The 25,937-nt window shown below is 41.9% G+C and carries 20 protein-coding genes; 6 read left to right on the top strand and 14 right to left on the bottom strand.

Features of this window, described 5'->3' with window-relative positions; genetic code table 11:
* From plsX to yceD, 3 genes are read right to left on the bottom strand one after another with little or no spacing between them, the layout of a single operon-like run.
* Positions 1–1,038, bottom strand: coding sequence for a phosphate acyltransferase PlsX (gene plsX / locus ACUN2T_RS10865; RefSeq protein WP_445497462.1), 1,038 nt, complete (start codon positions 1,036–1,038; stop codon positions 1–3).
* A gap of 29 nt (positions 1,039–1,067) precedes the next feature.
* Positions 1,068–1,238, bottom strand: a complete 171-nt coding sequence (gene rpmF / locus ACUN2T_RS10860; protein ID WP_011147057.1) for a 50S ribosomal protein L32 — start codon at positions 1,236–1,238, stop codon at positions 1,068–1,070.
* Between the two features lie 12 nt (positions 1,239–1,250).
* Positions 1,251–1,775 carry a 23S rRNA accumulation protein YceD gene (gene yceD, locus ACUN2T_RS10855; RefSeq protein WP_445497461.1) on the bottom strand — a complete coding sequence of 175 codons (525 nt, stop codon included), beginning with the start codon at positions 1,773–1,775 and terminating at the stop codon, positions 1,251–1,253.
* Between the two features lie 142 nt (positions 1,776–1,917).
* Here yceD and ACUN2T_RS10850 point away from each other — a divergent pair, with 142 nt between their 5' ends.
* Positions 1,918–2,508: a Maf family protein gene (locus ACUN2T_RS10850; protein ID WP_445497460.1), complete on the top strand. Its 591-nt coding sequence runs from the start codon at positions 1,918–1,920 to the stop codon at positions 2,506–2,508.
* Here ACUN2T_RS10850 and rluC read toward each other — a convergent pair.
* Positions 2,505–3,464 (bottom strand): 23S rRNA pseudouridine(955/2504/2580) synthase RluC, encoded by a 960-nt coding sequence (gene rluC / locus ACUN2T_RS10845; protein WP_445497459.1) that lies wholly within the window; start codon positions 3,462–3,464, stop codon positions 2,505–2,507. The two genes, ACUN2T_RS10850 and rluC, sit on opposite strands and share 4 nt — an antisense overlap.
* A 559-nt stretch (positions 3,465–4,023) precedes the next feature.
* Between rluC and rne the strand changes: the two genes are divergently transcribed.
* Both rne and ACUN2T_RS10835 read left to right on the top strand, forming a co-directional pair.
* On the top strand, positions 4,024–7,074 hold the full coding sequence (rne, locus tag ACUN2T_RS10840; RefSeq protein ID WP_445497458.1) for a ribonuclease E: 3,051 nt from the start codon (positions 4,024–4,026) through the stop codon (positions 7,072–7,074).
* A gap of 162 nt (positions 7,075–7,236) precedes the next feature.
* Positions 7,237–7,869: an SDR family oxidoreductase gene (locus tag ACUN2T_RS10835; protein ID WP_445497457.1), complete on the top strand. Its 633-nt coding sequence runs from the start codon at positions 7,237–7,239 to the stop codon at positions 7,867–7,869.
* A gap of 46 nt (positions 7,870–7,915) precedes the next feature.
* Here the strand turns inward: ACUN2T_RS10835 and tmaR are convergent, their stop codons facing one another.
* The gene (tmaR, locus tag ACUN2T_RS10830) at positions 7,916–8,233 is read right to left on the bottom strand and encodes a PTS system regulator TmaR (RefSeq protein ID WP_031280984.1); all 318 of its coding nucleotides are present in this window, start codon (positions 8,231–8,233) and stop codon (positions 7,916–7,918) included.
* A 949-nt stretch (positions 8,234–9,182) separates the two neighbouring features.
* Between tmaR and ACUN2T_RS10825 the strand changes: the two genes are divergently transcribed.
* Complete coding sequence (locus ACUN2T_RS10825) at positions 9,183–9,413, top strand: hypothetical protein (RefSeq protein WP_445497456.1); 231 nt, start codon at positions 9,183–9,185, stop codon at positions 9,411–9,413.
* A 424-nt stretch (positions 9,414–9,837) separates the two neighbouring features.
* Here the strand turns inward: ACUN2T_RS10825 and ACUN2T_RS10820 are convergent, their stop codons facing one another.
* Positions 9,838–10,485, bottom strand: coding sequence for a hypothetical protein (locus ACUN2T_RS10820; RefSeq protein ID WP_445497455.1), 648 nt, complete (start codon positions 10,483–10,485; stop codon positions 9,838–9,840).
* A 393-nt stretch (positions 10,486–10,878) separates the two neighbouring features.
* Here ACUN2T_RS10820 and sbcB point away from each other — a divergent pair, with 393 nt between their 5' ends.
* Positions 10,879–12,309, top strand: a complete 1,431-nt coding sequence (sbcB, locus tag ACUN2T_RS10815; protein ID WP_445497454.1) for an exodeoxyribonuclease I — start codon at positions 10,879–10,881, stop codon at positions 12,307–12,309.
* A gap of 140 nt (positions 12,310–12,449) precedes the next feature.
* On the opposite strand, the gene dld is transcribed toward sbcB, so the two are convergent.
* From dld to yieE, 8 genes are all read right to left on the bottom strand, one after another.
* Entirely contained in the window at positions 12,450–14,165 is a 1,716-nt protein-coding gene (dld, locus tag ACUN2T_RS10810) for a D-lactate dehydrogenase (RefSeq protein ID WP_445497453.1), read from the bottom strand.
* 196 nt (positions 14,166–14,361) lie between these two features.
* Positions 14,362–15,744 (bottom strand): APC family permease, encoded by a 1,383-nt coding sequence (locus ACUN2T_RS10805; protein ID WP_445497452.1) that lies wholly within the window; start codon positions 15,742–15,744, stop codon positions 14,362–14,364.
* A gap of 593 nt (positions 15,745–16,337) precedes the next feature.
* The gene (locus ACUN2T_RS10800) at positions 16,338–18,329 is read right to left on the bottom strand and encodes a ligand-gated channel protein (protein WP_445497451.1); all 1,992 of its coding nucleotides are present in this window, start codon (positions 18,327–18,329) and stop codon (positions 16,338–16,340) included.
* A 387-nt stretch (positions 18,330–18,716) separates the two neighbouring features.
* On the bottom strand, positions 18,717–19,505 hold the full coding sequence (locus tag ACUN2T_RS10795; protein WP_445497450.1) for an ABC transporter ATP-binding protein: 789 nt from the start codon (positions 19,503–19,505) through the stop codon (positions 18,717–18,719).
* Complete coding sequence (locus tag ACUN2T_RS10790) at positions 19,502–20,587, bottom strand: FecCD family ABC transporter permease (RefSeq protein WP_445497449.1); 1,086 nt, start codon at positions 20,585–20,587, stop codon at positions 19,502–19,504. Before ACUN2T_RS10790 ends, ACUN2T_RS10795 begins: the two co-directional genes overlap by 4 nt.
* Positions 20,588–20,611: 24 nt before the next feature.
* Complete coding sequence (locus tag ACUN2T_RS10785) at positions 20,612–21,763, bottom strand: ABC transporter substrate-binding protein (protein ID WP_445497448.1); 1,152 nt, start codon at positions 21,761–21,763, stop codon at positions 20,612–20,614.
* A 303-nt stretch (positions 21,764–22,066) separates the two neighbouring features.
* Positions 22,067–23,554 carry an amino acid permease gene (locus ACUN2T_RS10780; protein WP_445497447.1) on the bottom strand — a complete coding sequence of 496 codons (1,488 nt, stop codon included), beginning with the start codon at positions 23,552–23,554 and terminating at the stop codon, positions 22,067–22,069.
* Positions 23,555–23,708: 154 nt separating this feature from the next.
* The gene (gene yieE / locus ACUN2T_RS10775; RefSeq protein WP_445497446.1) at positions 23,709–24,572 is read right to left on the bottom strand and encodes a DNA-binding transcriptional regulator YeiE; all 864 of its coding nucleotides are present in this window, start codon (positions 24,570–24,572) and stop codon (positions 23,709–23,711) included.
* A gap of 188 nt (positions 24,573–24,760) precedes the next feature.
* Between yieE and ACUN2T_RS10770 the strand changes: the two genes are divergently transcribed.
* Positions 24,761–25,843: a YeiH family protein gene (locus ACUN2T_RS10770; RefSeq protein ID WP_445497445.1), complete on the top strand. Its 1,083-nt coding sequence runs from the start codon at positions 24,761–24,763 to the stop codon at positions 25,841–25,843.
* The last annotated feature ends 94 nt before the right edge of the window (positions 25,844–25,937 follow it).

The raw sequence follows: 25,937 nt of genomic DNA, 5'->3' as shown, positions 1-25,937 counted from the left end.
TCAGTCACTCTTGGGTAATGCTGTTGCCAGGCGGGCAGCAATTCTATCAGGAACCTGCCTTTCAACGGCCTGAACAGCCTGTTCGATTGCGGCTTTAAACGCATGCTCATTAGCCGCCCCATGGCTTTTGATTACGATTCCATGTAATCCTAACAGACATGCGCCATTATACTGGTCAGGGTTCAGGTGACCGAAGCGTTTTGTCATCCGTTTTTGCAACCACTTCTTGACTATTTTCAACAACCAGGATAATTGTTTCTTTTGTCCATCCGATGATTTAAGCAAGGATAAGATAATCCTGATTGCTCCCTCCATCGTTTTTAACGTCACGTTACCTGCGAAGCCGTCACACACCAATACATCGCTCTTGCCTGTCAGCAACTCATCGCCTTCCAGATAACCAATGTAGTTTATTGCCGGAATGTTCTTTAGAATAGTGGCGGCTTCGCGGATATTATCCAGCCCTTTACTCTCTTCTGTACCAATGTTAAGCAGTGCTACCGCAGGATTCGCTATACCGACGACTTCCTCTGCCATTACTGAACCCATAATGGCGAATTGCACCAACATGCGACTATCGCAATTAACATTGGCACCCAAATCCAGTACCACCGTTTTCTGTTGCTTCAGATTGGGCAATACTTGCATTAAAGCGGGTCTGTCAATGCCATCAATAGATCTTAGTATCAATTTGGATAGCCCCATCAATACCCCGGTATTCCCTGCACTAACGCATGCTTGTGCCACACCGGATTTCACTAAATCCAATGCAACACGCATTGATGTACCACGGCTGGCACGAATTGCCTGCGATGGTTTTGCACCGTTAGCCACAACCTGTTCGGCAGGAACCACCTGCAAACGACTGAGCAACTTAGCATCAGTATTTGCAAGCAAAGGAGAGATGGTATCGGGGATCCCGACCAACAATAATTTAAGTTTAGGATTAGACGCCAGTGCCTGCAACGCAGCAGGCACCGTAACGCGAGGACCAAAATCCCCGCTCATGGCGTCTAACGCTAAAGTCAGATTAGTCAAGATATCAACTTGCTAATGACTGGCGGAGATTATTTGTTGATGACCTTGCGGCCACGGTAGTAGCCATCGGCAGTCACATGGTGACGCAGGTGAGTCTCACCAGAGGTTTTATCTACAGACAATAATGGTGCGGTCAGTGCATCATGGGAACGACGCATACCACGTTTAGAACGAGTTGGTTTATTCTGTTGTACGGCCATTGACCTTACTCCTTAAGTACTTTTCTTTAAACTGGCTAATACGGCAAATGGGTTTGGTTTTTCAGCCTCTGGAGGTAATTTACCAAACACCATATCCGCGTCGGACACTTCACAGTGTTCAGAATCATGTACCGGAACCACTGGCAGAGAAAGAATTATTTCATCTTCAATCATCGCCAGCAAATCTATTTCGCCAAATTCGTCAACGTTAATTGGCTCATACTCTTCCGGTAATGCTTCAGCCTGCTCATCATTGATGACCGGGCTAAAACAATATGTTATGTGAACGTGATGGCTGAAATTACCGCCACAACGCTGACACTCAAGTGTAACATCCACATCGGAATGCCCACGCACAACTGCCAGACGTTGATTATCTATCTGAAACGATAAAACGCTGTCTACATCATTGTCCACGCTAACCACAGATTCCGCGATACGCAAAACTTGCTCAGGAGAATAACTACCTGTGTAGTCTAATCGTTTCTGAGCTGCGCGAAGCGCATCAATGGTCAGGGGTAATTTTACCTTTTGCATAAGGCGCGCATATTATCTTTGTAATGAGATATAGTCAAAGAAAAAGGCCACACATCTGCACCTTTCCGCCAAATATTCGCTTATTAAGCTAAGCTTAGTTTAAAATGCCTGCAATTATTTCGCCATGTATTTTAGAAAAATTATGACACAAATCGTTTTAGCTTCTACATCAACTTACCGCCGTATGCTACTGGAGAAACTCCGTTTGCCCTTTATATGTGCGGCTCCCGATGTTGATGAAACACCTCAGATTAATGAAAATGCAGAACAGCTCGTTATGCGCCTGGCACAAGCCAAAGCACAGGCATTACAAACAAAATATTCTCAGCACTTGATTATTGGTTCTGATCAAGTTTGTGTAATTAATGGTGAAATAACCGGCAAACCACACAGTTTTGAAAATGCATTTAAACAATTACGGCAAGCCAGTGGTCATTGCGTCACCTTTTATACCGGCATTTCTCTTTTCAACAGTCAAACAGGGGTAATTGATACCCGTTGTGAATTATTCAATGTTTATTTCAGGGATCTGACTGATGATGAAATCCGGGCTTATTTAACAGCGGAAGAACCGCTTAATTGTGCCGGAAGCTTTAAAAGCGAAGGATTAGGGATTACTTTATTTGAACGACTTAAAGGAAAAGATCCGAATACTCTGGTTGGCTTACCATTAATTACACTGACTGAATTATTAATCCGCCAGGGGGTAAACCCACTGACGGCAATATATTAATTACAATTACTTTTACGCAGCACATTTATACAGTAGCGTAATTGTTCATCCATCGGTGCTTCAACACGCAATGTCTCTCCCGTGGAGGGATGGGTAAATTTCAACGCACTGGCATGCAAAAACAGGCGATTAAGGCGGGTATCTGATAGTTGAGAATCAAAAGCCTTATCGCCATAACGATCATCAAAAGCGATCGGATGCCCAGCGTATTGAGCATGCACACGGATTTGATGGGTGCGGCCTGTCACTGGGCTGGCTTTCATCAGCGTTGCATTGGTAAAGCGTTCTTCTACTTTAAAACGTGTTTCAGAAGGTTTACCTTCGCCATTCACTTTCACAATCCGTTCACCACTTTGCAGAAGATTTTTCAGCAGTGGGGCCTGAACAACTTTGCAATGTGATTGCCATTGCCCTCGAACTAAAGCCAGATAATCTTTCTGCATCTGTTTAAGCCGTAATTGCTCGTGCAAGGCCCGTAAAGCTGAACGCTTTTTAGCAATTAACAAAATTCCGGAGGTATCACGATCCAGACGATGCACCAACTCAAGGAATTTTGCCTCCGGGCGCAAAACTCGTAGCCCTTCAATAACGCCAAAACTTAAGCCACTGCCTCCATGCACGGCTGTACCGGCAGGTTTATTGATCACCAGAATATGGTCATCTTCATATAAAACACAATCGTCCAGTGCGGCCACTTTATCCAGTTTGGCTGAAACCTGCACAGCCTGCCGTTCCGCAACCCGGACAGGCGGAATTCTAACAACATCTCCCGCAGACAATTTATACTCAGGTTTTATCCTGCCTTTATTTACCCGGACTTCACCTTTACGCACAATCCGGTAAATCATGCTTTTAGGAACACCTTTCAGACGCGCTAATAAGAAGTTATCAACACGCTGTCCAGCCTCATCGTCATCAATAGTGACAAATTGTACAATTTGATTATTCGTTTTCATGGCAGTGATTTTAATTACCACTCAAGCAGATCGCTACTCATTTTTAAATATGAGTAAAAATCATGCATACTTTCCGGCTGTTGCCTTCCCTACTTTAAGATAAAGACTAAATATTAACTATTTCTTCATATTTCATCAGAAAAACCACTTAAAGGCATAAAGTCACCTTGCTATCACCCCAACAGCAATGGAATAATGCGTAGCCACCATCAGTTTTTTAATTCTGAATGGCGAAGTTAAACGTTTGTTCTTTGTTTGATTGCACAAAAACGCAGCAATGGCGTAAGACGTACTGGGGAATCAAATAATTAGCGGGCTACGGGTAGCAGCTTACTGGAATTGGATCAAATCCGCTTCATTCATATTTGCAGATTATTCCTAGAAAAGAGTGCTGTTTTTTAAGTGAAAATTCAGGCTCGCCGAAAATATGCGTCTCTATACAAACGATAACCGGGAGGTTGGCGGATTTGTAAAAGACACGAGACCATCGGTTATCAGTAGCTCATCTATATTTGCCCGTGGCTCTATAACTAATGTAAAAAATAATGAGTAAGTTACAATGAAAAGAATGCTAATCAACGCAACTCAGCAAGAAGAGTTGCGTGTTGCTCTGGTTGACGGGCAACGTCTTTATGATTTGGATATCGAGAGTCCAGGACACGAGCAAAAAAAAGCAAACATCTACAAAGGTAAAATCACCCGAATTGAACCTAGTTTGGAAGCCGCTTTTGTTGACTATGGTGCTGAACGGCATGGTTTCCTTCCTATAAAAGAAATAGCCCGCGAATACTTTCCCAGCAACTATCACCCTCACGGTCGCCCTAATATCAAAGATGTTCTCAGGGAAGGCCAGGAAGTTATCGTTCAAGTCGATAAAGAAGAGCGTGGCAATAAAGGGGCTGCATTAACCACGTTTATCAGTCTGGCAGGCAGTTATCTGGTACTCATGCCTAATAACCCCCGGGCCGGCGGCATTTCCCGCCGTATCGAAGGAGATGACCGCACAGAGCTGAAAGAAGCCCTGGCCTCTTTAGAAGTACCGGAAGGAATGGGACTGATTGTTCGCACTGCTGGCGTCGGCAAATCCGCTGAAGCGCTACAGTGGGATTTATCGTTCCGCCTCAAACACTGGGAAGCGATCAAAAAAGCCGCTGAAAACCGTGCCGCTCCATTCTTAATCCATCAGGAAAGCAACGTCATCGTCCGTGCTTTCCGTGACTATCTGCGCCCGGATATCGGTGAGATCTTAATCGATAATCCCAAAATTCTCGATCTGGCACGGCAGCATATCACTGCGCTTGGCCGCCCGGATTTCACCAGCAAAATTAAACTGTACAGTGGCGAAGTTCCCCTGTTCAGCCATTATCAGATTGAATCCCAGATTGAATCTGCGTTTCAGCGTGAAGTTCGCCTACCATCAGGTGGGGCTGTCGTTATTGATACCACAGAAGCATTAACCGCGATTGATATCAACTCTTCCCGTGCAACACGCGGGGGGGATATCGAAGAGACAGCGTTTAACACCAATCTTGAAGCAGCGGATGAAATTGCTCGTCAGTTACGCCTGCGTGACCTTGGTGGCCTGATTGTGATCGACTTTATCGATATGACGCCCGTACGCCATCAACGTGAAGTGGAAAACCGTTTACGTGATGCTGTCCGTCAGGATCGCGCTCGTATTCAGATTGGTCGCATCTCCCGCTTTGGCCTGCTGGAAATGTCCCGCCAGCGCCTGAGCCCATCGCTGGGTGAATCCAGCCACCATGTTTGTCCGCGTTGTAGTGGCACAGGGACTATCCGTGATAACGAATCTCTGTCACTGTCCATTTTACGCCTGATTGAAGAAGAAGCACTGAAAGAGAACACACATCAAGTACATGCCATTGTTCCAGTACAAATCGCTTCATATTTGCTAAACGAAAAACGCCAGGCAGTCAGTGCAATTGAACGCCGTCAGGGGGATGTTGGTGTGGTGATCGTTCCTAACGATCAAATGCAGACACCACACTTCTCTGTTCTGCGCGTACGTAAGGGTGAAGAAGTTTCCACACTGAGTTATCTGCTTCCTCAGCTTCATGAAACTGGAATGGCGAATCCTCAAGAAGATGTCCAACCTGAACGTAAACGACCTGAACAACCCGCTATTTCTGCTTTTGCCTTACCAACCGATGCGCCAGCACAACAGCCATCACATAAAGCAAAGGAGAAAAAGCCTAACCACCCTGTTCAGGTTAAAACGGAGCAACCTGGCCTCTTAAGCCGCATCTTTACTGCTTTGAAAAAAATGTTCAGCGCAGAAGCAGCAGAAGAAAAGCCAGTACAGCAAAAAGACAATAAATCGTCTGATCATGATAACCGCCGCGCTTCTGAACGACGCAATCAGCGCCGCCAGAATCCACGCAAAGATCGTGATGATAATAATCCACGTGATGAGCAACGTAGTAACCGCGATCGGGACGAACAACGGAAAAACCGTAATACTCAGCAGAAAAATGATGCTCAAGATAACAACGCGACGATAGATATCGCTGCTCGCGAAACCCAACAGCAGCAACGTCGTGAGCAACGTGCAGAACGTCAGCGCCGTCGTCAAGAAGAAAAACGCCAGCAACAACTTGAAACCCAGAAACCAGAAATCGTTGAAAGTGAGGTTGAAGAACGTCTGCCAGCTATACCACGTCGCCAACGTCGTCAGCTTGAGCAAAAAATTCGTATCACAGATGAAGTGAAAGAAACAGCAACGATCACTCCACTGCCTGTACCTGTTGTTGCAGAAGAACCATCACCTGCACCGGTTGACATGCAAGTAGAAACCGTTCAGCCACAGCAACAGGCTGAAAATAAAGAGCAGCAAGACAATGTGATGCCACGCCGCTCTCGTCGCTCACCGCGCCATCTACGTGTCAGTGGTCAACGCCGCCGCCGTTACCGTGATGAGAGAAATCTATCTCAATCACCGGTACCATTATCTCTGGCTGTTGCATCACCGGAAATGGCTTCCGGCAAAGTTTGGGTTCACTATCCGGTAGTTCCGGTTTCCACAGAAATTCCTGAGGAAATTTCTGTTGTCGAACAACAGAATGAGGTACTGCCAACAATAGCAGCAACAGAACCTGCGATAATCGTTGTCGCTGAATCTGAACCAACCATAACTGAATCGCCTGAGGTAGCAGAGGTATCGGAAGCTTATCAGGATGAAATTAAACCTGAAGCCGCCATTGCAGAAGAAAATGATGTTGTTCTGCAACAAACTGAATCCGTACAACAAGAGCTGTCAGTCATTGAATCTGTTGCGATAACACCAGTTATGCCTGAATTTGAACAGCAACCAGAGACAGAAAAAGTGGTTGTTTCTGAAGAAATTGCAGAAGTGGTTACTATTGAAGAGAGTAAAGATGAAACCGTTAAGCAACCTGTTGCTATAGTTAAAATTCATCATGCTCACGCGCCGATGACCAAAACATCCGCTCCAGAGATGATCAAACAATCTATTATTATCAACGAATGGCAACGCCCTTTTTCACATTTCGAAGGGAAAGGAGGCGCTGGAGGTCACTCAGCCACTAACGCAGCCACTTCCCCAATGGCTAAACCGCGATATGTTGAATAACAATATCATTTAATATTAGTAAAATGGCTCTTTTTTGGGAGCCATTTTTTTTGCCACTGCCCTCACGAAAATACTTGTCATTAATTTCATTCCATCTGTATGATGGTTTAAAATTGAATAATTATCATCCTATTGACTCATTATTATTTTGGAGAATAACCTATGAAACCGTGGCTTATTTTTGGTGCAGGTAGCGGGATTGGACACCATTTAGTCACTATCGCGCGGCAACAAAAACGCCCCATAACTGCACTTATCCGCAATTCTCAGCAAGCTTCTGAGCTCAACGCGTTGGGTGTCAAAGTGATACATGGTGATGCCTGTGATGCTATGAATGTCGAAGAAGCAGTATTAAATGCCGGTTCAGAAGCAATTGTGTTTTCTACTATTGGTGGAGTTGACTCAGACCTCTTCGGTAATATGACTATCATTGACGCCATTGAGAAAATCGGAATAACACGTATGTTACTGGTCACATCAATAGGTTGTGGAAAAGGTTGGAAGGCCCTATCACCCAGAGCTAAATCACTATTTGGTCAATCTGTCCGACGCAAATCAATGGCAGAAAGCTACCTTCAGACCAGCTCTCTGAATTACACAATTATTCGCCCAGGCGGATTAACAGATAAACCCGGAACAGGCCATTGCCAACGATATCAGAATGACATTCATGGTGTCGTCAGCCGCAAAGATGTTGCGCATCAACTGGCAATAATGGCAGAAGAGGAATCTTCATATCAGCAGATTTATGCCTTGATTGATCCAGAACTTAAACCTGATTGGCCTGTTGCGTAATTGCTAAAGAATAACCACGCATGCATGCGTGGTTATCTGATGATATTTACTTGGGTTCACCCATTGTTTTCAGTTTCTTAGACAATTCACGGCGCTCTTTGGAAAGATCCGCATTTTTAATAATGTGATCATCTATACGGTCTTCATAATCACTCCGCATGTTCATAATGATGCTTTGAATATCCTCAATTGACATACCCGGCTTGATGTATTCACTCAGGTTATCAAGCAACAAAACACGTTTCTGGTTGTCACGTATTTTCTTTTCGTTATCCACGATCTCGCGCTGTAACTTATTCTTACGACGAAACATACGCACAAACTCCAACACATTGTGGAATGACGGTTTATTTACGTTATCCATTTTCATACCTTTCTTTAACCCAAACATACAAATTATCCAATCTGAACATACAATACAGGCTAAAGCCATTAATAGACAAGTCAGTTTCCGTTCTTTATTGATTTTAATTGATTACAGCAACCGGTTAGCTTCCTATTCTTCGCTGAAAAATTTAGCAAGCTGATTAGTCGAAAACAACAGATCAATATAGATGAATAACAAATAACCAATCTTTCACTGGTAGAAACACACGTTTTTTCTTCCCTGCCCTCTTCATTTTTTACCATAGTTAGATCCGAAGCTCGATGTTTGTTAAGCACTATAATCGCTACAATGGCCTAAAAACGGAATTATATATCTATCAGATAAAAGACTTATATGTGATAATTATTTCATGGAAATTAAATGAAAATCATAAAATCAATCTTATTTTTTCTTAAAATAAAGCACTGAGCCAATTATCAAAAAAACAATAAATTTAATTACATTTAACACTATTAAAGCTTTATATAATAAATATCTTGTATAATATTAACCATCGTAATAAATATAATTTTCAGAAAATTCATTTTAATAAAAGCATGCAACAATAACATGGATAATTATTAGTTTATTAGTTTATTAGTTTATTAGTTTATTAGTTTATTAGTTTATTAGTTTATTAGTTTATTAGTTTATTAGTTTATTAGTTTATTAGTTTATTAGTTTATTAGTTTATTAGTTTATTAGTTTATTAGTTTATTAGTTTATTAGTTTATTAGTTTATTAGTTTATTAGTTTATTAGTTTATTAGTTTATTAGTTTATTAGTTTATTAGTTTATTAGTTTATTAGTTTATTAGTTTATTATTTAAATATACCTCAAAAATGACTATATTTGTGACATTCATCTTAATAATAAAATAAAAAATTCCTTATTACTGAAACAGTATTAAAATTGACGAAAAACATGACGAAGATTAGGTTAAGTGATGAAAAAAATCCCTTTTGATTTAGATGGTTACGAAATATCTTTTGGCTACGCTCGTAGAACAAAAATTCCGACTATAAAAATAATCCATCCCAAAACTGGGATTACTATTAAACCATTCTACAGTGTCAATAGAGCGAATTTGCTTGAAAGAATCCAATATGAAACTGGTTTAAAAGATCAATATATTGAGCATATTGATGAGCATTTTAAAGAAATTAATTATCCTTAACAAACCAGATATAACAGAAACTTATATCCTTCTATTTTAGTACCTTGGAAATTACCAAGGTACTGCATATCAGTTTATTCTGTTTCATAGTTTATTTACTGATGAATCCATTTGTAATTTAGTTGGCAAAATAGCTGACTTGATATAAGATAATAATCCCCCTAATATCTCTATCTCTTATATCCTTAATTAAAACTTACTGAAATAATTGGCATTTTTCTTTTACTTTTTCTGTTATATAGTAAAAAAAAAACAGAAAACGCCAAGCATGTACCCGCAACTATCGCATACTGATATCGATTTTCTAATGTTGACATCAAGGTAAAATAAACTAATCCCATAACTGAAAATACACACACGGCACCAATTATCCCTTGAATCATATGCATCACGATTCTCATCAATATACTTATTATCTTCATCATCATTTATCCAGTTCTGCGGAGAATTCATTAAATATCTCATTAAATAAACTACGATCTTCTTCATACACCTCTAAGGCTCTGACAAATGACTCCATTTTACTCTCAACCAAAAAATAGAGTAAATCCAAGTTACCTTCTCGCCTTAATAACATATATAAGTTCGGGTTTGTTTGAGCTAATTCCCTAGAAGTATAGATCGCCCTGGATACCGACGCCCCAAGCCCCAAAACTGTAGTAAATGCTAGAGAACCACCCAATTTCGTAAACCATTTTGTGCCGAAAAAAGCACCGAGCTGTCCGTTAAAGATGACATATTTTGCAACAATACCTCCAAATATTTTCCCAACTTTCGTTTCGATTAACCGTTGTTTTTGCTTTTCACTCAGCTTACCTAAGTAGTCCTCGAAAATAATCTGGATAATCCTTTCAAGATTATTCAGTGTAATAGCTTCCGACTTTATCAATCCAACAAAACGATATTTATCATTTTCATTATCCCATCGATGTTCAGTATCAAGATAATCATAACCGAGATAATAAAAATCTACCGGAATATCTATGACCCCTTCAGTAATTACCGGATGATGTGAAACATTTTGTTTGCGGGTGTTGCAGGCTATAGATGAAGATCTTATCCTCGTGCCCATTTTGCGCTTTGATACCTATTGAGTCTCTTCTGCCACAACCAGCAGAAATTAACCCTTGGTTTTGACCTTTAACCGTTAAATAAATCAAATTTGACATATTCACCTCATTTATCATTTCAATACTTCGATGTATATTGCAGTAGGCAGATCAATATTGTCAAGGATAAATGGTCTAAAAACATACAATTATTTATTCCAAGCCCCGAAAATGTTAATAACTGACATCCCATTGTGGCGCAGAAAGTAGGAAGATATGGATATGATATTGCAATCGCATGGATTCTCTAAGATAGTAAGCAATGGCTAACCACATTATTTGGACAAAATACAATTTCTTATCTAAAAAGCAGAAAAAACAAATAATTAATCAACATCATTGGACATTGAACAACAGTGAAAAACAGCAGCGAACAACCCACTTTCTACATTCATGACTACGAAACTTTCGGTAAACACCCAGCATTGGACAGACCCGCTCAATTTGCCGGTGTCCGTACTGATATGGATTTCAATATTATTGAAGAACCATTAGTTATTTACTGTTCACCTGCTGATGATTATCTCCCTCAGCCAGAAGCGGTCATGATCACGGGAATTACGCCTCAGATTGCCCTGGAAAAAGGCGTCAACGAAGCGGAATTTGCCCGCCAAATCCATAATGCGTTCAGTGTGCCGAATAGCTGTATTCTCGGTTATAACAATATCCGGTTTGATGATGAAGTCAGCCGGAATATTTTTTACCGCAATTTTTATGATCCATACGCTTATAGTTGGCAAAAAAGCAATTCCCGTTGGGATTTACTTGATGTATTACGTGCCTGCTATGCCCTGCGGCCTGACGGTATTATCTGGCCAAAAAATGAAGATGGTCTGCCCAGCTTTAAACTGGAGCATCTGACTAAGGCAAACAGCGTTGAGCATTCACATGCTCACGATGCAATGTCCGATGTTTACGCCACGATTGCAATGGCAAAATTGCTTAAAGAAGCTCAACCTAAAATGTTCAATTATTTCTTTCAGTTAAGAAATAAGCAGAAAGTCAGCAATCTCATCGATATTCCTCAAATGAAACCCTTGGTTCATGTTTCCGGTATGTTTGGCGCTGCCCGTAGTAATACCAGTCTGGTCGCGCCTCTTGCCTGGCACCCAATAAACCAGAATGCCGTTATCATGTGCGATTTGGCGGGAGATATTTCACCCTTGCTGGAATTAGATGCCGATGCTTTGCGTGAACGCCTATATACTCCCCATGATAAATTGCTGCCCGATCAGCCACCAGCCCCCATCAAACTGGTTCATATTAATAAATGTCCGATAGTCGCCCCAGATAATACTTTGCGAACAGAAGATGCTGAACGTCTAGGTTTGGATCGTAATCATTGTGAGAGAAATCTGACGATCCTGCGAGATAATCCACAAATCAGAGAGAAAGTTGTAGAACTCTTTGCTGAAGCCGAACCTTTCCCTGAATCAGGTAATGTTGACGCTCAACTGTATAATGGCTTTTTTAGTGGTGCAGATAAAACAGCGATGAATATTATCCGTGAAACATTACCTCAGAATTTGCCTGCGTTAGATTTGACTTTTCAGGATCCACGGATTAAAAAACTGTTATTCCGCTATCGTGCCAGAAACTACCCTGCAACGCTGACTTATGATGAACAACAAAGCTGGTTGCGTCATCGTCAAGATGTATTAACTCAGGACAGGCTCAGTGAATATATCTTTATCATTGAGCAGCTTTTTATTGAACACCAAGGCAACGAAGAAAAATGCCGCCAACTTAAAGCACTAATGGAATATGCAGCGAAACTGGCCGGATAATCAGACGAATAGTGGGCAAGCATAAAATGGCGAGTCACATATACTCGCCTTTCTCTCCAACCGGACAATTCCCATCAATCCTTACAGATTTAAACTTCCTAAGTATCAGCATGGCATTGTAAATACTGAGAATATTAACATTAAGATTCCCCACCCCAATTTTTCAACTTGGATGTTTTCCCAATTCCTGGATTAAGAGTGTTAGTAGGATCGGTCATCCGATAGAAAGCTTTAAGCTGAGGCTTAGCTCGATACAGATGGCCCACATTATGCTCTGCGGGATATTCCGCACCTCGTTTATCAAGGAGCTCTATCATTCTTTCTTTCAGGGCATGGACATCCACGCCTTTCTTCACAATGTAATCCTGATGGAACACATGGCACATAAAGTGCCCACAATAAAGTTTGTGCACTAATACATCATCAAACTCCGGTGGCAACTGTTCATACCATTCACGATCATTACGGCGTAAGGCAATATCAAGCGAAAGGATGTTCTCCACTTCATTGCGGTGTATTGCTTGATAACGGATCGCTGAACCGGCAGCGGAAAAACGATGCAAGAATGCTTTAACACCTTCCTCCGGCGTACAAGCGAAGAAATCCCCTTCCACCCGACGAAAATAACTTTCCAACCAGCTTCTGGCTTCCTCAACTCCATTACCAGACATCTTCAATATCAGATGGTGCTCAAAGCGATTACGATATTCTTTCAAACGTTTAGGCAAATGGGAAGGTAATAAGCGACTCAATCCTTGCATTATGCGATCAATAAGATGGGAAGGTAAAAACGGGATCTTGTTGAAAATGGCATCCATTCGCCCTTTCAAGGTAAAGTAGGCTGGCATCTTATCAGTGCCAAGCTTATCAATCATGATGAAAGTATCTTTACCGTAAATTTCAGCAACATCGAAAAGATCCCGATGCATATATTCACCCGCCACCGGCAAATGATGAAAATTCGCTAATATATGGCGACGCAATTCTGTCAATACGTCAGTTTGATTAGTACCAATATAAAATACCTGAGACAGAGACTCTGCCGGGAAAGTATCAAGCCGGACCGCAAACACAACCAATTTACCCGCACAACCCGATGCTTCGAACAAACGGCGTTCATCAGCATTAAAACGGGATGGCGTATCAGCATCTACGTCGCGTACACGTTGGGAATACTCATAATCAGACGCTTTACGCTGACCATGCTCTACATCCTGATCATGATAACGCTGTTCTTCCAGACAAGAGAGGATCTCTTCCGGTGTTTCTCCCAGATAGATACCCAGATGATTAATCAACTCTGGTTTACCAAGCTCATTAACCCTTCCATACAACGCCATTTCAGTATAGGCCGGCCCACGATGAACCAAAGAGCCACCGGAGTTATTACAGATGCCCCCAATCACAGACGCGCCAATGCAAGAAGAACCGATAACCGAATGTGGTTCACGCCCCAGAGGCTTGAGAGCACGTTCAAGTTGCCACAATGTACTGCCCGGCAGCGCGACGACTTGGTTACATTGTCTCAGGATCTGGATCTTGTTCATGCGCAGTGTACTGATGATCACTATGTCGCGGTCGTAATCCTTACCGTTCGGAGTAGACCCTTCGGTCACACCCGTATTGGCCGCTTGCATCAAGATGATTTTATCCGCTCCAACACAAGCTTTAAACACCCGCCACTGTTCCACCAGCGAACCAGGAAATACCACAGCTAAAGCTTCACCTTGGCCGGAACGAAAGCCTTTACGATAACGTTCAGTTTTATGGGGAGCCGTCAAGATATGAGATTTACCGACAATATTGGTCAGGGCAGTGATGAGTTGTTGATTTTGAGAGGTCTTTATATCATTCATAGTCTCTTCCTCTATAATTTAATCGCCTCTCAGAGCATAGATTGTTTTTCTCCATTTACCGTTGAAATTTTTCTTATCTGCAAACTACCTCGCTGTTTTTTTTCCTAAGATTCTTCTTCTGTATTATTACGGTAAATTGGAAACATAACAAAAATAACGGTGCTAAACTCAGCGCCGTTATTCTTTTCAAACCGGATTAACCCATTTCAGAGCACTGGGGCATCGGCTGACGGAAGCGACGAGTCAGGAATATCATATAAATCAAACCAATTGCTCCCCAAGTCAGCCCTAACTCCATAGAACTTTGTTCCAGATTCATCCACAGCACACCAACAGTACAAGCCCCAATCACCGGTAATACCAGGAAGTTGATTGTATCTTTCAGTGTACGGTTACGACGTTCACGAATATAGAACTGAGAGATGACCGACAAGTTTACAAAAGTGAATGCTATCAGCGCACCAAAGTTAATCAGAGCCGTTGCAGTAACCAGATCAAAGGTTATTGCAGACAGCGCGACAAGACCGACCAGCAATACGTTGATTGCCGGAGTTCGCCATTTCGGATGCACATAGCCGAATACTTTCTCAGGAAATACACCATCACGCCCCATAACATAAAGCAGACGGGAAACACCCGCGTGAGCCGCCATACCAGAAGCCAAAACGGTGACACAAGAGAACACCATAATGATGGACTGAACTAAAGTACCCGCTACATACAGCATAATTTCCGGTTGAGCTTCATCCGGGTTCTTGAACCGAGAGATATCAGGAAAATAGAGCTGCAAGAAATAAGAAACCATAATAAAGATGATGCCGCCAATTAATGCCGTCAGGAAGATCGCTTTCGGGATCACTTTGCCCGCATTCGGCGTCTCTTCGGACAACGTGCTAATGCTATCAAACCCAAGGAATGAAAAACACAAAATCGTTGCCCCGGTAATCATCGGGATTAGATGGGCATCTTCAGAAGTAAATGGCCTTGCGCTCCATAAAGTTCCTGCACCTTCTCCATTGTATACGCCGTGGATCAACAAGCCCACGAATACAAACATAACTGCAACCTGAACAATAACAATACCTGTGTTGAGATTAGCAACAACGTTAATACCACGCAGGTTAAAAACTGTCATTAGCAACGTCAAACCTACAACGAAGATCCACGGATCTACGCCGGGAAAAATCGCCTGGAGATAAATTTTTGCCAATAAGATATTTATCATCGGCATGAACAAATAGTCCAGCAACGATGACCAGCCCACCATAAAGCCAACATGCGGGCTGATGGATTTTTGTGCATAAGTGTATGCAGACCCGGCAGAAGGAAAACGTTTTACCAATTTCCCGTAGCTCAGGGCAGTAAACAGAATTGCGATCAAAGCGATAGCGTAAGATGTCGCTACATGACCGTCAGTCAAACCAGAAACAATCCCGAAAGTATCAAAGATGGTCGTAGGTTGCAGATAAGCAAGGCCCATCATCACCACCTGAACTAAGGTCAGTGTTTTTCTGAGTTGAACACGATTGTTCGCACCAGTTTGGTTGGTGCCAATTGGAATTACAGTATTATGCGACATGAGCGAAACCTCCCATAACTTCGATTCGTGTTACGGTACTACTTAATCGACAGTTACTGGGAAGACTTCGCTTCTGCCTATAGGCAGTGGAGTTAGAGGCTGGATTATATGCAGAGCTCAACGCTCCGTAGTCATCAACACAGCAGCGTGCGCCAATTGGCACAAGTGCGAAAGAGAATAATTGCTCCATATTAGCGTTCCTCATTACGGCAACCGATTCTTGTTATGGTTGCTCGTGGGCCAATTATCTATCCGGCTCAGAGTCCGGCCTCTAGTATAGTAAAAAATAAGTCAAAGCAAAAAAAATAACCGACACATATAAACGCATCAGTTATTTTCCAGTGGGCGAATTCTGCACTTGAAGACTTAAAATAGCAATAGTCACCGCACTAAAAGTCCATTATTTTTTACCACACAAATTGATCACGCTATGGAATTTAACTCTATCTTATACATTCTTTTGACATGTATTAAGTTGTAGCACAACACAAAACGGATTGCCATTCAGTTTTTGCGGGTATAAGTAAAAAAACAAAACCCCCCTGCCAGAAACAAACAAGGGGGCCATAGCACATTATAGCTAAAACTAATGATCAAAAGTCGTAGGTGATACCAATGTTATAACGACGACCATCCAGCTGCGCTTCATAATTTTCTTCAGTAACGCGTTTATCAAATACGTTGTATACTCCCCCCAACACACGCAAATCCTTGGTCAGATTATAGCCAACGCCGACATCCACAAAGGCGTAGGACGGAGTGCCTTCCTTCATACTACTACCACGCCCTAAATAATCTGAAGTTTTGCCACGGAAGTTTATCCGGGTCCAAGTTTGCATTTCCGGTAAGGTTTGCCAGTTCAGAGTCGCATTCGCCATATGTTTAGGCATTTTATTCAAAGGTTTTCCTTTGTTTTTCCCACTTTTCTGTTCTGACTCTGTATAGGTATAGTTCGCAGACAATGACCAGTTTTCAACGATATCCCAGTTTATAGTCGCTTCTACACCGCGTATATTGGCTTTATCTACGTTAATACGGTCATTAATAAATTTATAAACATTATCATTAATTTTACACTTTTTATCTTTCCCACCACTGGGATCAACACAGCGGCTAATTTCAGTGATCTTATCTTTAAATTCTGTATTAAATATTGTCAAACTGATATCAAGGTTTTCTTGATTATTCCAAATAACACCGATCTCTTGACCAAAACTCTTTTCGGGTTTTAAGTCTGGGTCGCCAACAATAATTCCTGGCTTTTCTCTAAATCCATTAATAGTTTTAGGGCTTCCTCCTGTCACTTGCCCCCAATCTGATGTGGAATGGCGTAAATCAGGAGAACGGTAACCAGTAGATACACCACCTTTAATCGTCCATTGTTCATCAACATGCCATACGCCATACAGGCGAGGTGTCCAATGACTCCCAAAATTCTCGTCCTTATCCATACGGATACCACTAGTCAGGGCAAAATCATTGGTCATTTGCCATTCATCTTCAGCAAATAGAGCCCAACTCCAGCGAGTCAATTTATCCATACCATTAGCGGACGCTAATAGATTGTCACCACCATGTAAGTTTTCATGACGATATTGTCCCCCCACACTCAGAGTATGATCATCTAACCGGAAAACAGTTTGGTTATTAAATACTGTATCTTGGTACTTCATGTCACGCCCTGGATTACGTGAATCATCATGTTGGATGTATGAAGTCATGGTACCGAAATCATAAATACCATTATGCAAAATAGAATAATTGTTACGATTATAATCTCTTTTCTCTGAATCACCACGAGACGATTTACCTCTAGTAGTATTGCGATCCTGCTCATAACGACCTGCTTCGAAATCAAAAGTATTTTTATCATCAGGTGTCAGAGAAAAAATTACTGAACCGTTACGCATTTCTTGCTCTTTAAAACCGCCAATGAATTTATCTTCGTGACGGTGAGAATACAGGCCATGCACTTTTAATCCCAATAAGCCATCAATTATCGGGCCTGCTGTATAAATGCTACTCTGATAACTGTTACCCGAATTTTTACGCTCAGTCAAAGTCGTATCAGCGCGCAAACTGGTTTTCCACTCTTTTTGCGCCTTACGGGTAATGACATTGATAACCCCACCCATCGCATCAGAACCATAAAGAGAAGACATTGGCCCTCGTACAACTTCGATCCGTTCGATCGCCGCCAGCGGTGGCAACCATCCCTGCTCAATACCGGAACCGTCACTGTTTGGGCGGGTATTACGGGTATCAATACGCTTACCATCAATCAGAATCATGGTGTATTTAGGGGCCATACCACGAATACTGATATCACTGCTGCTACCGCCTCCCGTGACAACTACCCCTGGCACATCTTTCAGTGCATCGGTCACATCACGATAAGCCTTGGTTTCTAATTGTTCACGGCTCACCACAGAAATAGACGCGGGTGCATCTTCAATCTTCTGTTGGAAACCTGATGCTGTCGTTACAACAATAGTGTCATTACTGTCACTGGCCGCAAAAACAGAGCCAGATGAAATTGCAGCAATAACGCCTAACGCGATTTTTCTTTTATTAAAAACACCCATTCCCGATTCTCCAAGAAATATAATTATATTTTATTAATTTATAAAAATGAATAATTAACATGTACTCAAGCAACGAGGAAAAAACATTCACCTCTGTATGGTTTTATTATTTCACTTACATTTTATCACTATAAAGCATAAGGAAATACTTCCTATTAATTCTAATGATCTATATCATTAAATTATTTTATATTTACCTTTCTTTGCAATAAATAAAGAGTGGACCTGAACATTATCCAGACAAAAATAACAGTTTTTAAACGCATTATACTATGAATGAAATAATCCATCCCTCACAGACTATATAAGTACGTTCCGTTTTCTCTGTACTGTCCATGTCCACGCTTTATCAATAATATGTTTTTAAACAATATGTTATAATAAGTTTTAACTGGCTAATTTTGAAACCAACCCATCAATCAATACTTGCGGAACACCCTGAGAACAGTATTCAATTCGGCCTTTGACACCATAAACTTGCGCCAGGCTATCCGGCGTAATAACTTGTTCAGGAACGCCTTCAGCCATTAAATGCCCTTTTTTTAACATCAATACATGGTTACCATGACGCAAAGCGATATTAATATCATGCACCACTACCACCGTAATAATATTACGACGATATGTTTCTTGTGCAACTAACTCCATTACGTGATATTGATAATTTAAATCCAACGCGCTTAGTGGCTCATCTAATAATAACAATGTTGGTTTACGAATTAATGATTGTGCCAATCCAACTAACTGTTTTTGGCCACCGGATAATTGATCTAAATAACATAACGCCAGATGCTCAATCCCTAGCTGACGTAATAAAGACATTACTTCTTCTTCGCTGGTTTCAGAATGACGCCCACCAGATGCCCGCTGCGCAACAATAATGGATTCCAACACATGTAAATGAACACCAGCAGGCAAACTTTGTGGCAAATAAACCACACTTTCTGCCCGCTGGGCAAAATTCATTTTCATTAAATCCTGACCATCGAGCCAAAGCTGCCCACTTGCGCGATTTAATCCAGCCAAAGAACGCAAAAGTGTGGATTTTCCGCTACCATTTGGCCCCAGTAATACCGTAATTTTTCCACGGGATAACGTTGAAGCATTCAGATTTTCAATGACCGGATTTTTCAGATAGCCCGCGCAAAAATTATTAATTGTTAGTCCCTGATTCATACATTCCCCCTATGACGTAAAATTATGCTAAGGAAGAATGGAACCCCGACCAATGCGGTAACTACCCCAACCGGAATAACAACACCTGGGATCAGGTTCTTCGAAGCGATGGATGCCATAGACAATACCAATGCTCCAATCAGCGCACTGGCAGGCAAATAAAAACGGTGATCCTCACCAAACACCAAGCGAGCAATATGTGGCGCGACTAAACCGATAAAGGCAATTGGTCCAACAAATGCAACTGCTAAAGCAGAAAGAATACTGATGCGTAATAATGTCCCCAAGCGCAGGCGACGAATATCAATACCAAAACTGATGGCCCGATCTTCCCCCAAACGCAACGCAGTCATTTTCCAAGCATTCATCATTGAAATCGGAAAAATAACCATAAATACCAGCAACATAACACCCAGTTTTATCCAAGTTGCTCTGGCAAGGCTACCCATTGTCCAGAGTACCAGCCCCTGAAGGGTCTCTTCTGTTGCAATAAACTGCATCATGGAAACCAACGCGTTAAAAGTAAAGACCAATGCAATACCAAATAATACTACCCCAGCAGAGGCAACCCTTATCCAACGGGTAATAGCATCCAACAACAACGCTGCCAACAAAGCAAAAATGAAGGCATTCGCAGAGATGAACCATTGGTCAGGAATACCCGGAATACCAATACCTGACACTATGGCCAGTGCGGCACCAAACGCAGACGCCTGTGAAATCCCTAAAGTGAAGGGGCTTGCCAATGGGTTATTCAGAATTGTCTGCATTTCAGCACCAGCCAGCCCAAGAGACAAGCCGATCACCACCGCCATCAAAGCGTAGGGTAAACGGATATCCCAGACAATGACCCGTGTACCCGCATCCACACTCTCTGGCGACACTAAAGTCTGCCAAAGAGACTGTAAAGATAAACCTGATGGCCCTATAGTAAAATCTAATACCAAGGAAACACCGATAACCAAGAAGATGAACATCATCATCACGATACGGCGGCGTAAAATATGCTGGTAATGGGCTTTTACACCGCTGTCATCTGATTGTTGTTTCACCGCTGTCATAAGATCGGTAGTGGAACTCATTGTTTCTATTACCTATTTTACTGATTACTTCTCACTGATCCAGTAAACACCTGATGGCTCAATTGCCAGGAATTTACTGTGTAATTCATTCAGTGTTTTCTGTGGATCTAAATCTGCAAACTGTTCAGGATAGAACCACTTAGCAAATACCTGAGCAACTATCACGTTATACGGAGAGTTGTAATAGTTATGCCAAATAGCATAATCTCTACCCTCTTTAACCGCAGTCAACGAGCTGATGCCTTTACGTTCAGTCATTGTTTTCAGACTGGCTTTTGCCAGTTCAGGCGTTGATTGCGCCCCCAGTTTTACACCAGGTTCATTGCTGTCTGACGCTTTTGCACCACTGGCAATGTAAATATAAGGATCAGCAGCAATAACTTTTTCGAGGTTCATGTTGCCAAGCGCGCCTGGCAGAACACCTTTAGCAATGTTTTTACCACCAGCCAGATCGATAAAGTTACCCAAATTACCATTACCGGCAGTCCCACAGCAGTCTTCAAAAGCACCGGCTCTCAAGTCGATAAACACGGTTGGCTTTTTCTCTTCCGGGATTTTACGAGTGATTTGAGTTACCAATTTGACATTCTTCTCGTAGAAATCAGCGTACTCTGTCGCTTGTTTTTCACGGTGCAAGACTTTACCTAACATACGAATACTTGGCAGCGTGTTTTTTAACGGCTCGGTACGGAAATCAACAAAGACAACCGGAATACCTGCCTTTTCAAGCTGAGTCACTAATTCACTGTTTTTACCAGGGCCATGACCAGATAAGCCAAAAATAGCAATGTCCGGATTGAGAGTTAACACTTTTTCAGCACTAACGCTGTCAGCGCTGGTGTTACCAATCAAAGGGATCTTGTCAATCTCAGGAAATTTAGCTTTATAGGTAGCATAGGACTGTGGGTCCAATTTGCGGAAATCACCTTGCCAACCCGCGATACGAGCCAGGGGTTTATCTCCTTCAAGTAAAGCGACAGCATGAAACAAACGGCCTTCGCCCAACAAAATACGGTTTATATTATCAGGAACTTCAACAATACGGCCCGCTACGTCAGTGACCGTTTCAGCCCATGACGCGAAGCTTGCCATTACTGCTGAACCCGCCAATAGGCTGATATTGATGCTCTTTGCGATAGATCGAGATACAAATTTCACTTTGTTAGCCCCTTTCATATTATATTAATAATTATGGCGCTAACAATAAATTAAACGAGAATAATTATCAATGTTATTTACACAGATTTTAGTAAATTGAGTCACTAATTTCACGGCTAACCCTATGAAAAATAAAAAACCACCCATTCGGTTGCAAAATGGGCAGTTTCTTCTGACTTCTCTCAATAACTGTTTATTTACGCCGATAAATAAACGTTAAGATAATAATAAATCAATCGTGAATCGAATTAAAAAGCTCGTAAGGCCATATCGAATTGGCATCTTTACCCATATCGGCCTGTTAATCATCATTTAATGTGATCAAATTCGCTTATTTGGGATATCAGGAAATTTCATCTCGTTATATTTAATAAAGTGGGTTTTCTTCACCAATTTATAACCAAACCAAATCAACAGGAAGAGTGGAATACCCACATAAGTTGCGGTTACACCATACCAGTCAATTTTGTCTTGTAGAAATGCCTGATAATTCTGCCCTAATGTGATGGTCAGACACAAAATAAACGCAAAGATTGGACCAACCGGGAAAAAACCTGAACGATAAGGCAGTCTACTTAAATCCAGCCCCTGAGCAATATAACCACGGCGGAAACGATAATGGCTGATAGCAATCCCCAACCAGGCAATAAAACCTGTCATACCGGAGGTGTTCAACAGCCACAAATAAACGGTCTGATTACCGTACATTGAACTAAGAAAACACAAAGCAGCAACAACCGTTGTTGCATACAAAGCATTACGCGGTACACCACCTTTGGATAATTTTCCAAAAATCTTCGGTGCTTTGCCCTCTTTTGCCAGTGTAAACAACATACGGGTAGAGGCATACATACCTGAGTTACCGGCAGACAACACCGCTGTCAAAATAACGGCATTCATCACAGCCGCAGCGGATAACAAACCGGCATTTTCAAATACTAAGGTAAACGGACTAACGCTGATATCACCGACCTCATTACGCAGTAAATTGGGGTCAGTATAAGGAATGATCAGACTGATAATCAGGATCGCAAAAATATAGAACAGCAGGATACGCCAGAATACTTTACGTACCGCACGGGGAATATTTTTTTCTGGATCTTTAGACTCACCCGCAGCAATACCAATCAGTTCAGTTCCCTGAAAAGAAAATCCAACGATCATTGCCACGCCGATCATGGCAGAGAAACCTCCAGCAAAAGGCGCATCACCCATAGTCCAGTTATGCCATCCGGCGCTTTCGGCACCTTTCATGATACCGCTTATCATCAGTAATCCGACCGCAATAAAGACAATAATTGTGCTGACTTTAATCAAAGAGAACCAGTATTCAGCCTCACCAAAACCTTTCACGGAAATAACATTCAACAGGAAAATCAGTGCGAGAAAGAGCGCACTCCAGATCCAGCCCGGCATATCGGGTAACCAGTAGTTCATCACTAACTGAGCAGCAACCAAATCTACAGCGATAGTCACCGCCCAGTTGTACCAGTAGTTCCAGCCAAGGGCGAAACCAAATCCTTCTTCAACATATTTGGAACCATACGTTGAGAAAGAGCCGGAGACAGGCATGTAAGCAGCCAATTCCCCCAAGCTGGTCATCAGAAAATAAACCATCAGGCCAATTAATGCATAGGAAAGTAATGCTCCGCCAGGCCCTGCTTGTGAAACCGTCGCACCTGAAGCCACGAAGAGCCCGGTACCTATTGATCCACCAATGGCTATCATCGCCATATGCCGTGCTTTCAATTCACGGCGCAAATGTTGCACTGCTGGTTTCTGGGAAACACTTTGTTGTTGTTGAGACATTCTGTTCCTGTTAACTGCAAATAAATCTGATGGCGGATTGTAGCAAATCCTCACGGTCAAAATAGCGAGGAAGCACTGTTATAAGATACCTTCATAATTCAAAGAAAATTATAAGAAATACCGCTAATTCTAAATGTTAAACAAAACGTAAAACTCACCGGCAATAACTGAGCAGTTTTTGCAGTGCATTGGACATGTGCTTTTGCCGATGATGAATCAGGTATAACATCCTGCAAAGTTTCAACTCCGGCACTTTTAACTCCAGTAAAGTACGATTTTCCAATTGTTCTGCAACGACCCGTCTGGATAAGCAACTAATCCCCATGCCAAATTTGACCGCATGTTTTATCGCTTCGGAATTTCCCAACTCCATCAAAATCCTGAACCCAGGTAAGTGGGCAAACAGCAGATGATCCAACACCTCTCTTGTCCCTGAACCCCTTTCCCTTAATATCCACGATGCTTTGGTTAGATCATCCAGTTTCAGATTCTGTTGAGCTAGCGGGTTTTTAGGAGAAGAAAAAATAACCAGCTCATCCTCCATCCAGAGCTGAGTTATCAATTCAGGACTATGGCAAGAACCTTCTATCAAACCAAGGTCAACGCGGAATTCGAGTATAGAATTGATAACATCCTGTGTATTACTGATGTTTAACTCCAGAGGTGTATCCGGAAAATCCTGGCGATAATTTGCCAACATTTCCGGCAACATATAATTACCAATGGTACTGCTGGCAGCAATACGTAATGCCCCCAATTCCTGTTTGAATAACAGCTGAATTTCCCCCACCTGCTCCAGCAATGCCAAAGCCTTGGGGTAGAGTAAACGACCATGCTCATTAGTCACCAACCGTTTCCCTACTCGGTCAAAAAGTTGTACGCCAAGCTGGCTTTCCAAATCCGTTAATGAAGCACTCACTGCGGATTGAGATAGCGCTAACTGCTGTGAGGCTTGTGTCGTTGAACCGCTTTTCAATACCTCCGTGAAAACTTCCAATTGCCTCAGTGTGATATGCATATTGCCTCGCAAAATATGGTGTCAGCGAAATAGGTTGTTTTAATTTTATACAGCAATAAACAACGTAACAAAAATCCTCTTTCATTACCACTTTTTCTGATTATACATAAAAATATTATCAATTTTAATGATAAATTTATTTGCTATATGCTTATGTTTAAAATATATAAGAAAAGTGAGAAATATCTATGTCTGACATTCATGACGAAAAACTCAGTCAACAACCGTTAATTCCCGGTATGAAATTAATACCGGGACTCATACTGGCAGCAATATTAACGGCAATTTCAATATACGCCGGAAATATCCCGTGGTTTGTTAATATGGGGCTGGGTGCACTGACACTGGCGATCCTTGCAGGAATCATTGCCGGTAATACCGTCTATCCTTTACTCAAATCTCATTGTGATAAGGGTATTCATTTCTCAAAACACTATCTTTTGCGAGCAGGGATTATTCTTTATGGCTTCCGTCTGACATTTCAGCAAATTGCCGATGTAGGCACTACCGGCCTTTTGATTGACGCTATTATGTTGTCTTCAACTTTCTTTATTGCAATCTGGCTGGGCAAATCACTCTTTGGATTAGATCAGCAAACCTCAATGCTGATTGGTGCCGGCAGCAGTATCTGCGGTGCAGCGGCCATTATGGCAACAGAACCGGTAGTGAATGCCCCCGCCAGCAAAGTTGCTGTTGCAGTGTCAACAGTTGTCATCTTCGGTACTATCGCTATTTTCATTTATCCATGGTTCTATCAGCTCAATGAGCATTATCAATGGATCCCACTGACTCAAGAAGCTTTCGGTATCTTTACAGGCTCCACCATTCATGAAGTTGCTCAGGTTGTTGCTGTCGGTCATGCTATTAATGATCAAGCTGAAAACGCGGCAGTCATCAGCAAGATGATTAGAGTGATGATGCTGGCACCATTCTTGTTGTTATTATCCAGTTACATCAGCCGTGCCGGCACAAAAAACGGAGGAAAAAACCCGGCGAAAACGCCGATTACCATCCCCTGGTTTGCGGTGATTTTTATTGCAATAGCCGGTTTTAACTCGTTCGATTTATTACCTGAAAAAATAGTAAGTTACCTGATTCAGATTGATACTATTCTGCTTGCCATGGCAATGGTTGCACTAGGTTTAACCACTCATGTGAGTGCCATCCGTCAGGCTGGATTTAAACCCATTTTACTGGCTCTGATTTTGTTTGTATGGCTGATGGTCGGTGGATTCTTGATAAATCTGGGCGTTCAATATTGGTTTGGTTGATCGGAACAGATGCATTGAAGAGCTTCAACAATCTATGACTTTTCCGTTCTTAAGGTTCAATAAGCGGCTGAACAATGTCAAAATGGTGTAAATA

This window comes from Photorhabdus machadonis (assembly GCF_052657765.1).
The sequence above is the reverse complement of the archived record's forward strand: the minus strand, read 5'-3'. Positions and strand labels throughout refer to the sequence as shown.

Excerpts from the sequence above, each read along its gene's own strand:
- rpmF (WP_011147057.1), bottom strand. The coding sequence starts at position 1,238 with ATGGCCGTACAACAGAATAAACCAACTCGTTCTAAACGTGGTATGCGT.
- yceD (WP_445497461.1), bottom strand. The coding sequence starts at position 1,775 with ATGCAAAAGGTAAAATTACCCCTGACCATTGATGCGCTTCGCGCAGCT.
- ACUN2T_RS10850 (WP_445497460.1), top strand. The coding sequence starts at position 1,918 with ATGACACAAATCGTTTTAGCTTCTACATCAACTTACCGCCGTATGCTA.
- rluC (WP_445497459.1), bottom strand. The coding sequence starts at position 3,464 with ATGAAAACGAATAATCAAATTGTACAATTTGTCACTATTGATGACGAT.
- rne (WP_445497458.1), top strand. The coding sequence starts at position 4,024 with ATGAAAAGAATGCTAATCAACGCAACTCAGCAAGAAGAGTTGCGTGTT.
- ACUN2T_RS10835 (WP_445497457.1), top strand. The coding sequence starts at position 7,237 with ATGAAACCGTGGCTTATTTTTGGTGCAGGTAGCGGGATTGGACACCAT.
- tmaR (WP_031280984.1), bottom strand. The coding sequence starts at position 8,233 with ATGGATAACGTAAATAAACCGTCATTCCACAATGTGTTGGAGTTTGTG.
- ACUN2T_RS10825 (WP_445497456.1), top strand. The coding sequence starts at position 9,183 with ATGAAAAAAATCCCTTTTGATTTAGATGGTTACGAAATATCTTTTGGC.
- ACUN2T_RS10820 (WP_445497455.1), bottom strand. The coding sequence starts at position 10,485 with ATGGGCACGAGGATAAGATCTTCATCTATAGCCTGCAACACCCGCAAA.
- dld (WP_445497453.1), bottom strand. The coding sequence starts at position 14,165 with ATGAATGATATAAAGACCTCTCAAAATCAACAACTCATCACTGCCCTG.
- ACUN2T_RS10805 (WP_445497452.1), bottom strand. The coding sequence starts at position 15,744 with ATGTCGCATAATACTGTAATTCCAATTGGCACCAACCAAACTGGTGCG.
- ACUN2T_RS10800 (WP_445497451.1), bottom strand. The coding sequence starts at position 18,329 with ATGGGTGTTTTTAATAAAAGAAAAATCGCGTTAGGCGTTATTGCTGCA.
- ACUN2T_RS10795 (WP_445497450.1), bottom strand. The coding sequence starts at position 19,505 with ATGAATCAGGGACTAACAATTAATAATTTTTGCGCGGGCTATCTGAAA.
- ACUN2T_RS10790 (WP_445497449.1), bottom strand. The coding sequence starts at position 20,587 with ATGAGTTCCACTACCGATCTTATGACAGCGGTGAAACAACAATCAGAT.
- ACUN2T_RS10785 (WP_445497448.1), bottom strand. The coding sequence starts at position 21,763 with ATGAAAGGGGCTAACAAAGTGAAATTTGTATCTCGATCTATCGCAAAG.
- ACUN2T_RS10780 (WP_445497447.1), bottom strand. The coding sequence starts at position 23,554 with ATGTCTCAACAACAACAAAGTGTTTCCCAGAAACCAGCAGTGCAACAT.
- yieE (WP_445497446.1), bottom strand. The coding sequence starts at position 24,572 with ATGCATATCACACTGAGGCAATTGGAAGTTTTCACGGAGGTATTGAAA.
- ACUN2T_RS10770 (WP_445497445.1), top strand. The coding sequence starts at position 24,761 with ATGTCTGACATTCATGACGAAAAACTCAGTCAACAACCGTTAATTCCC.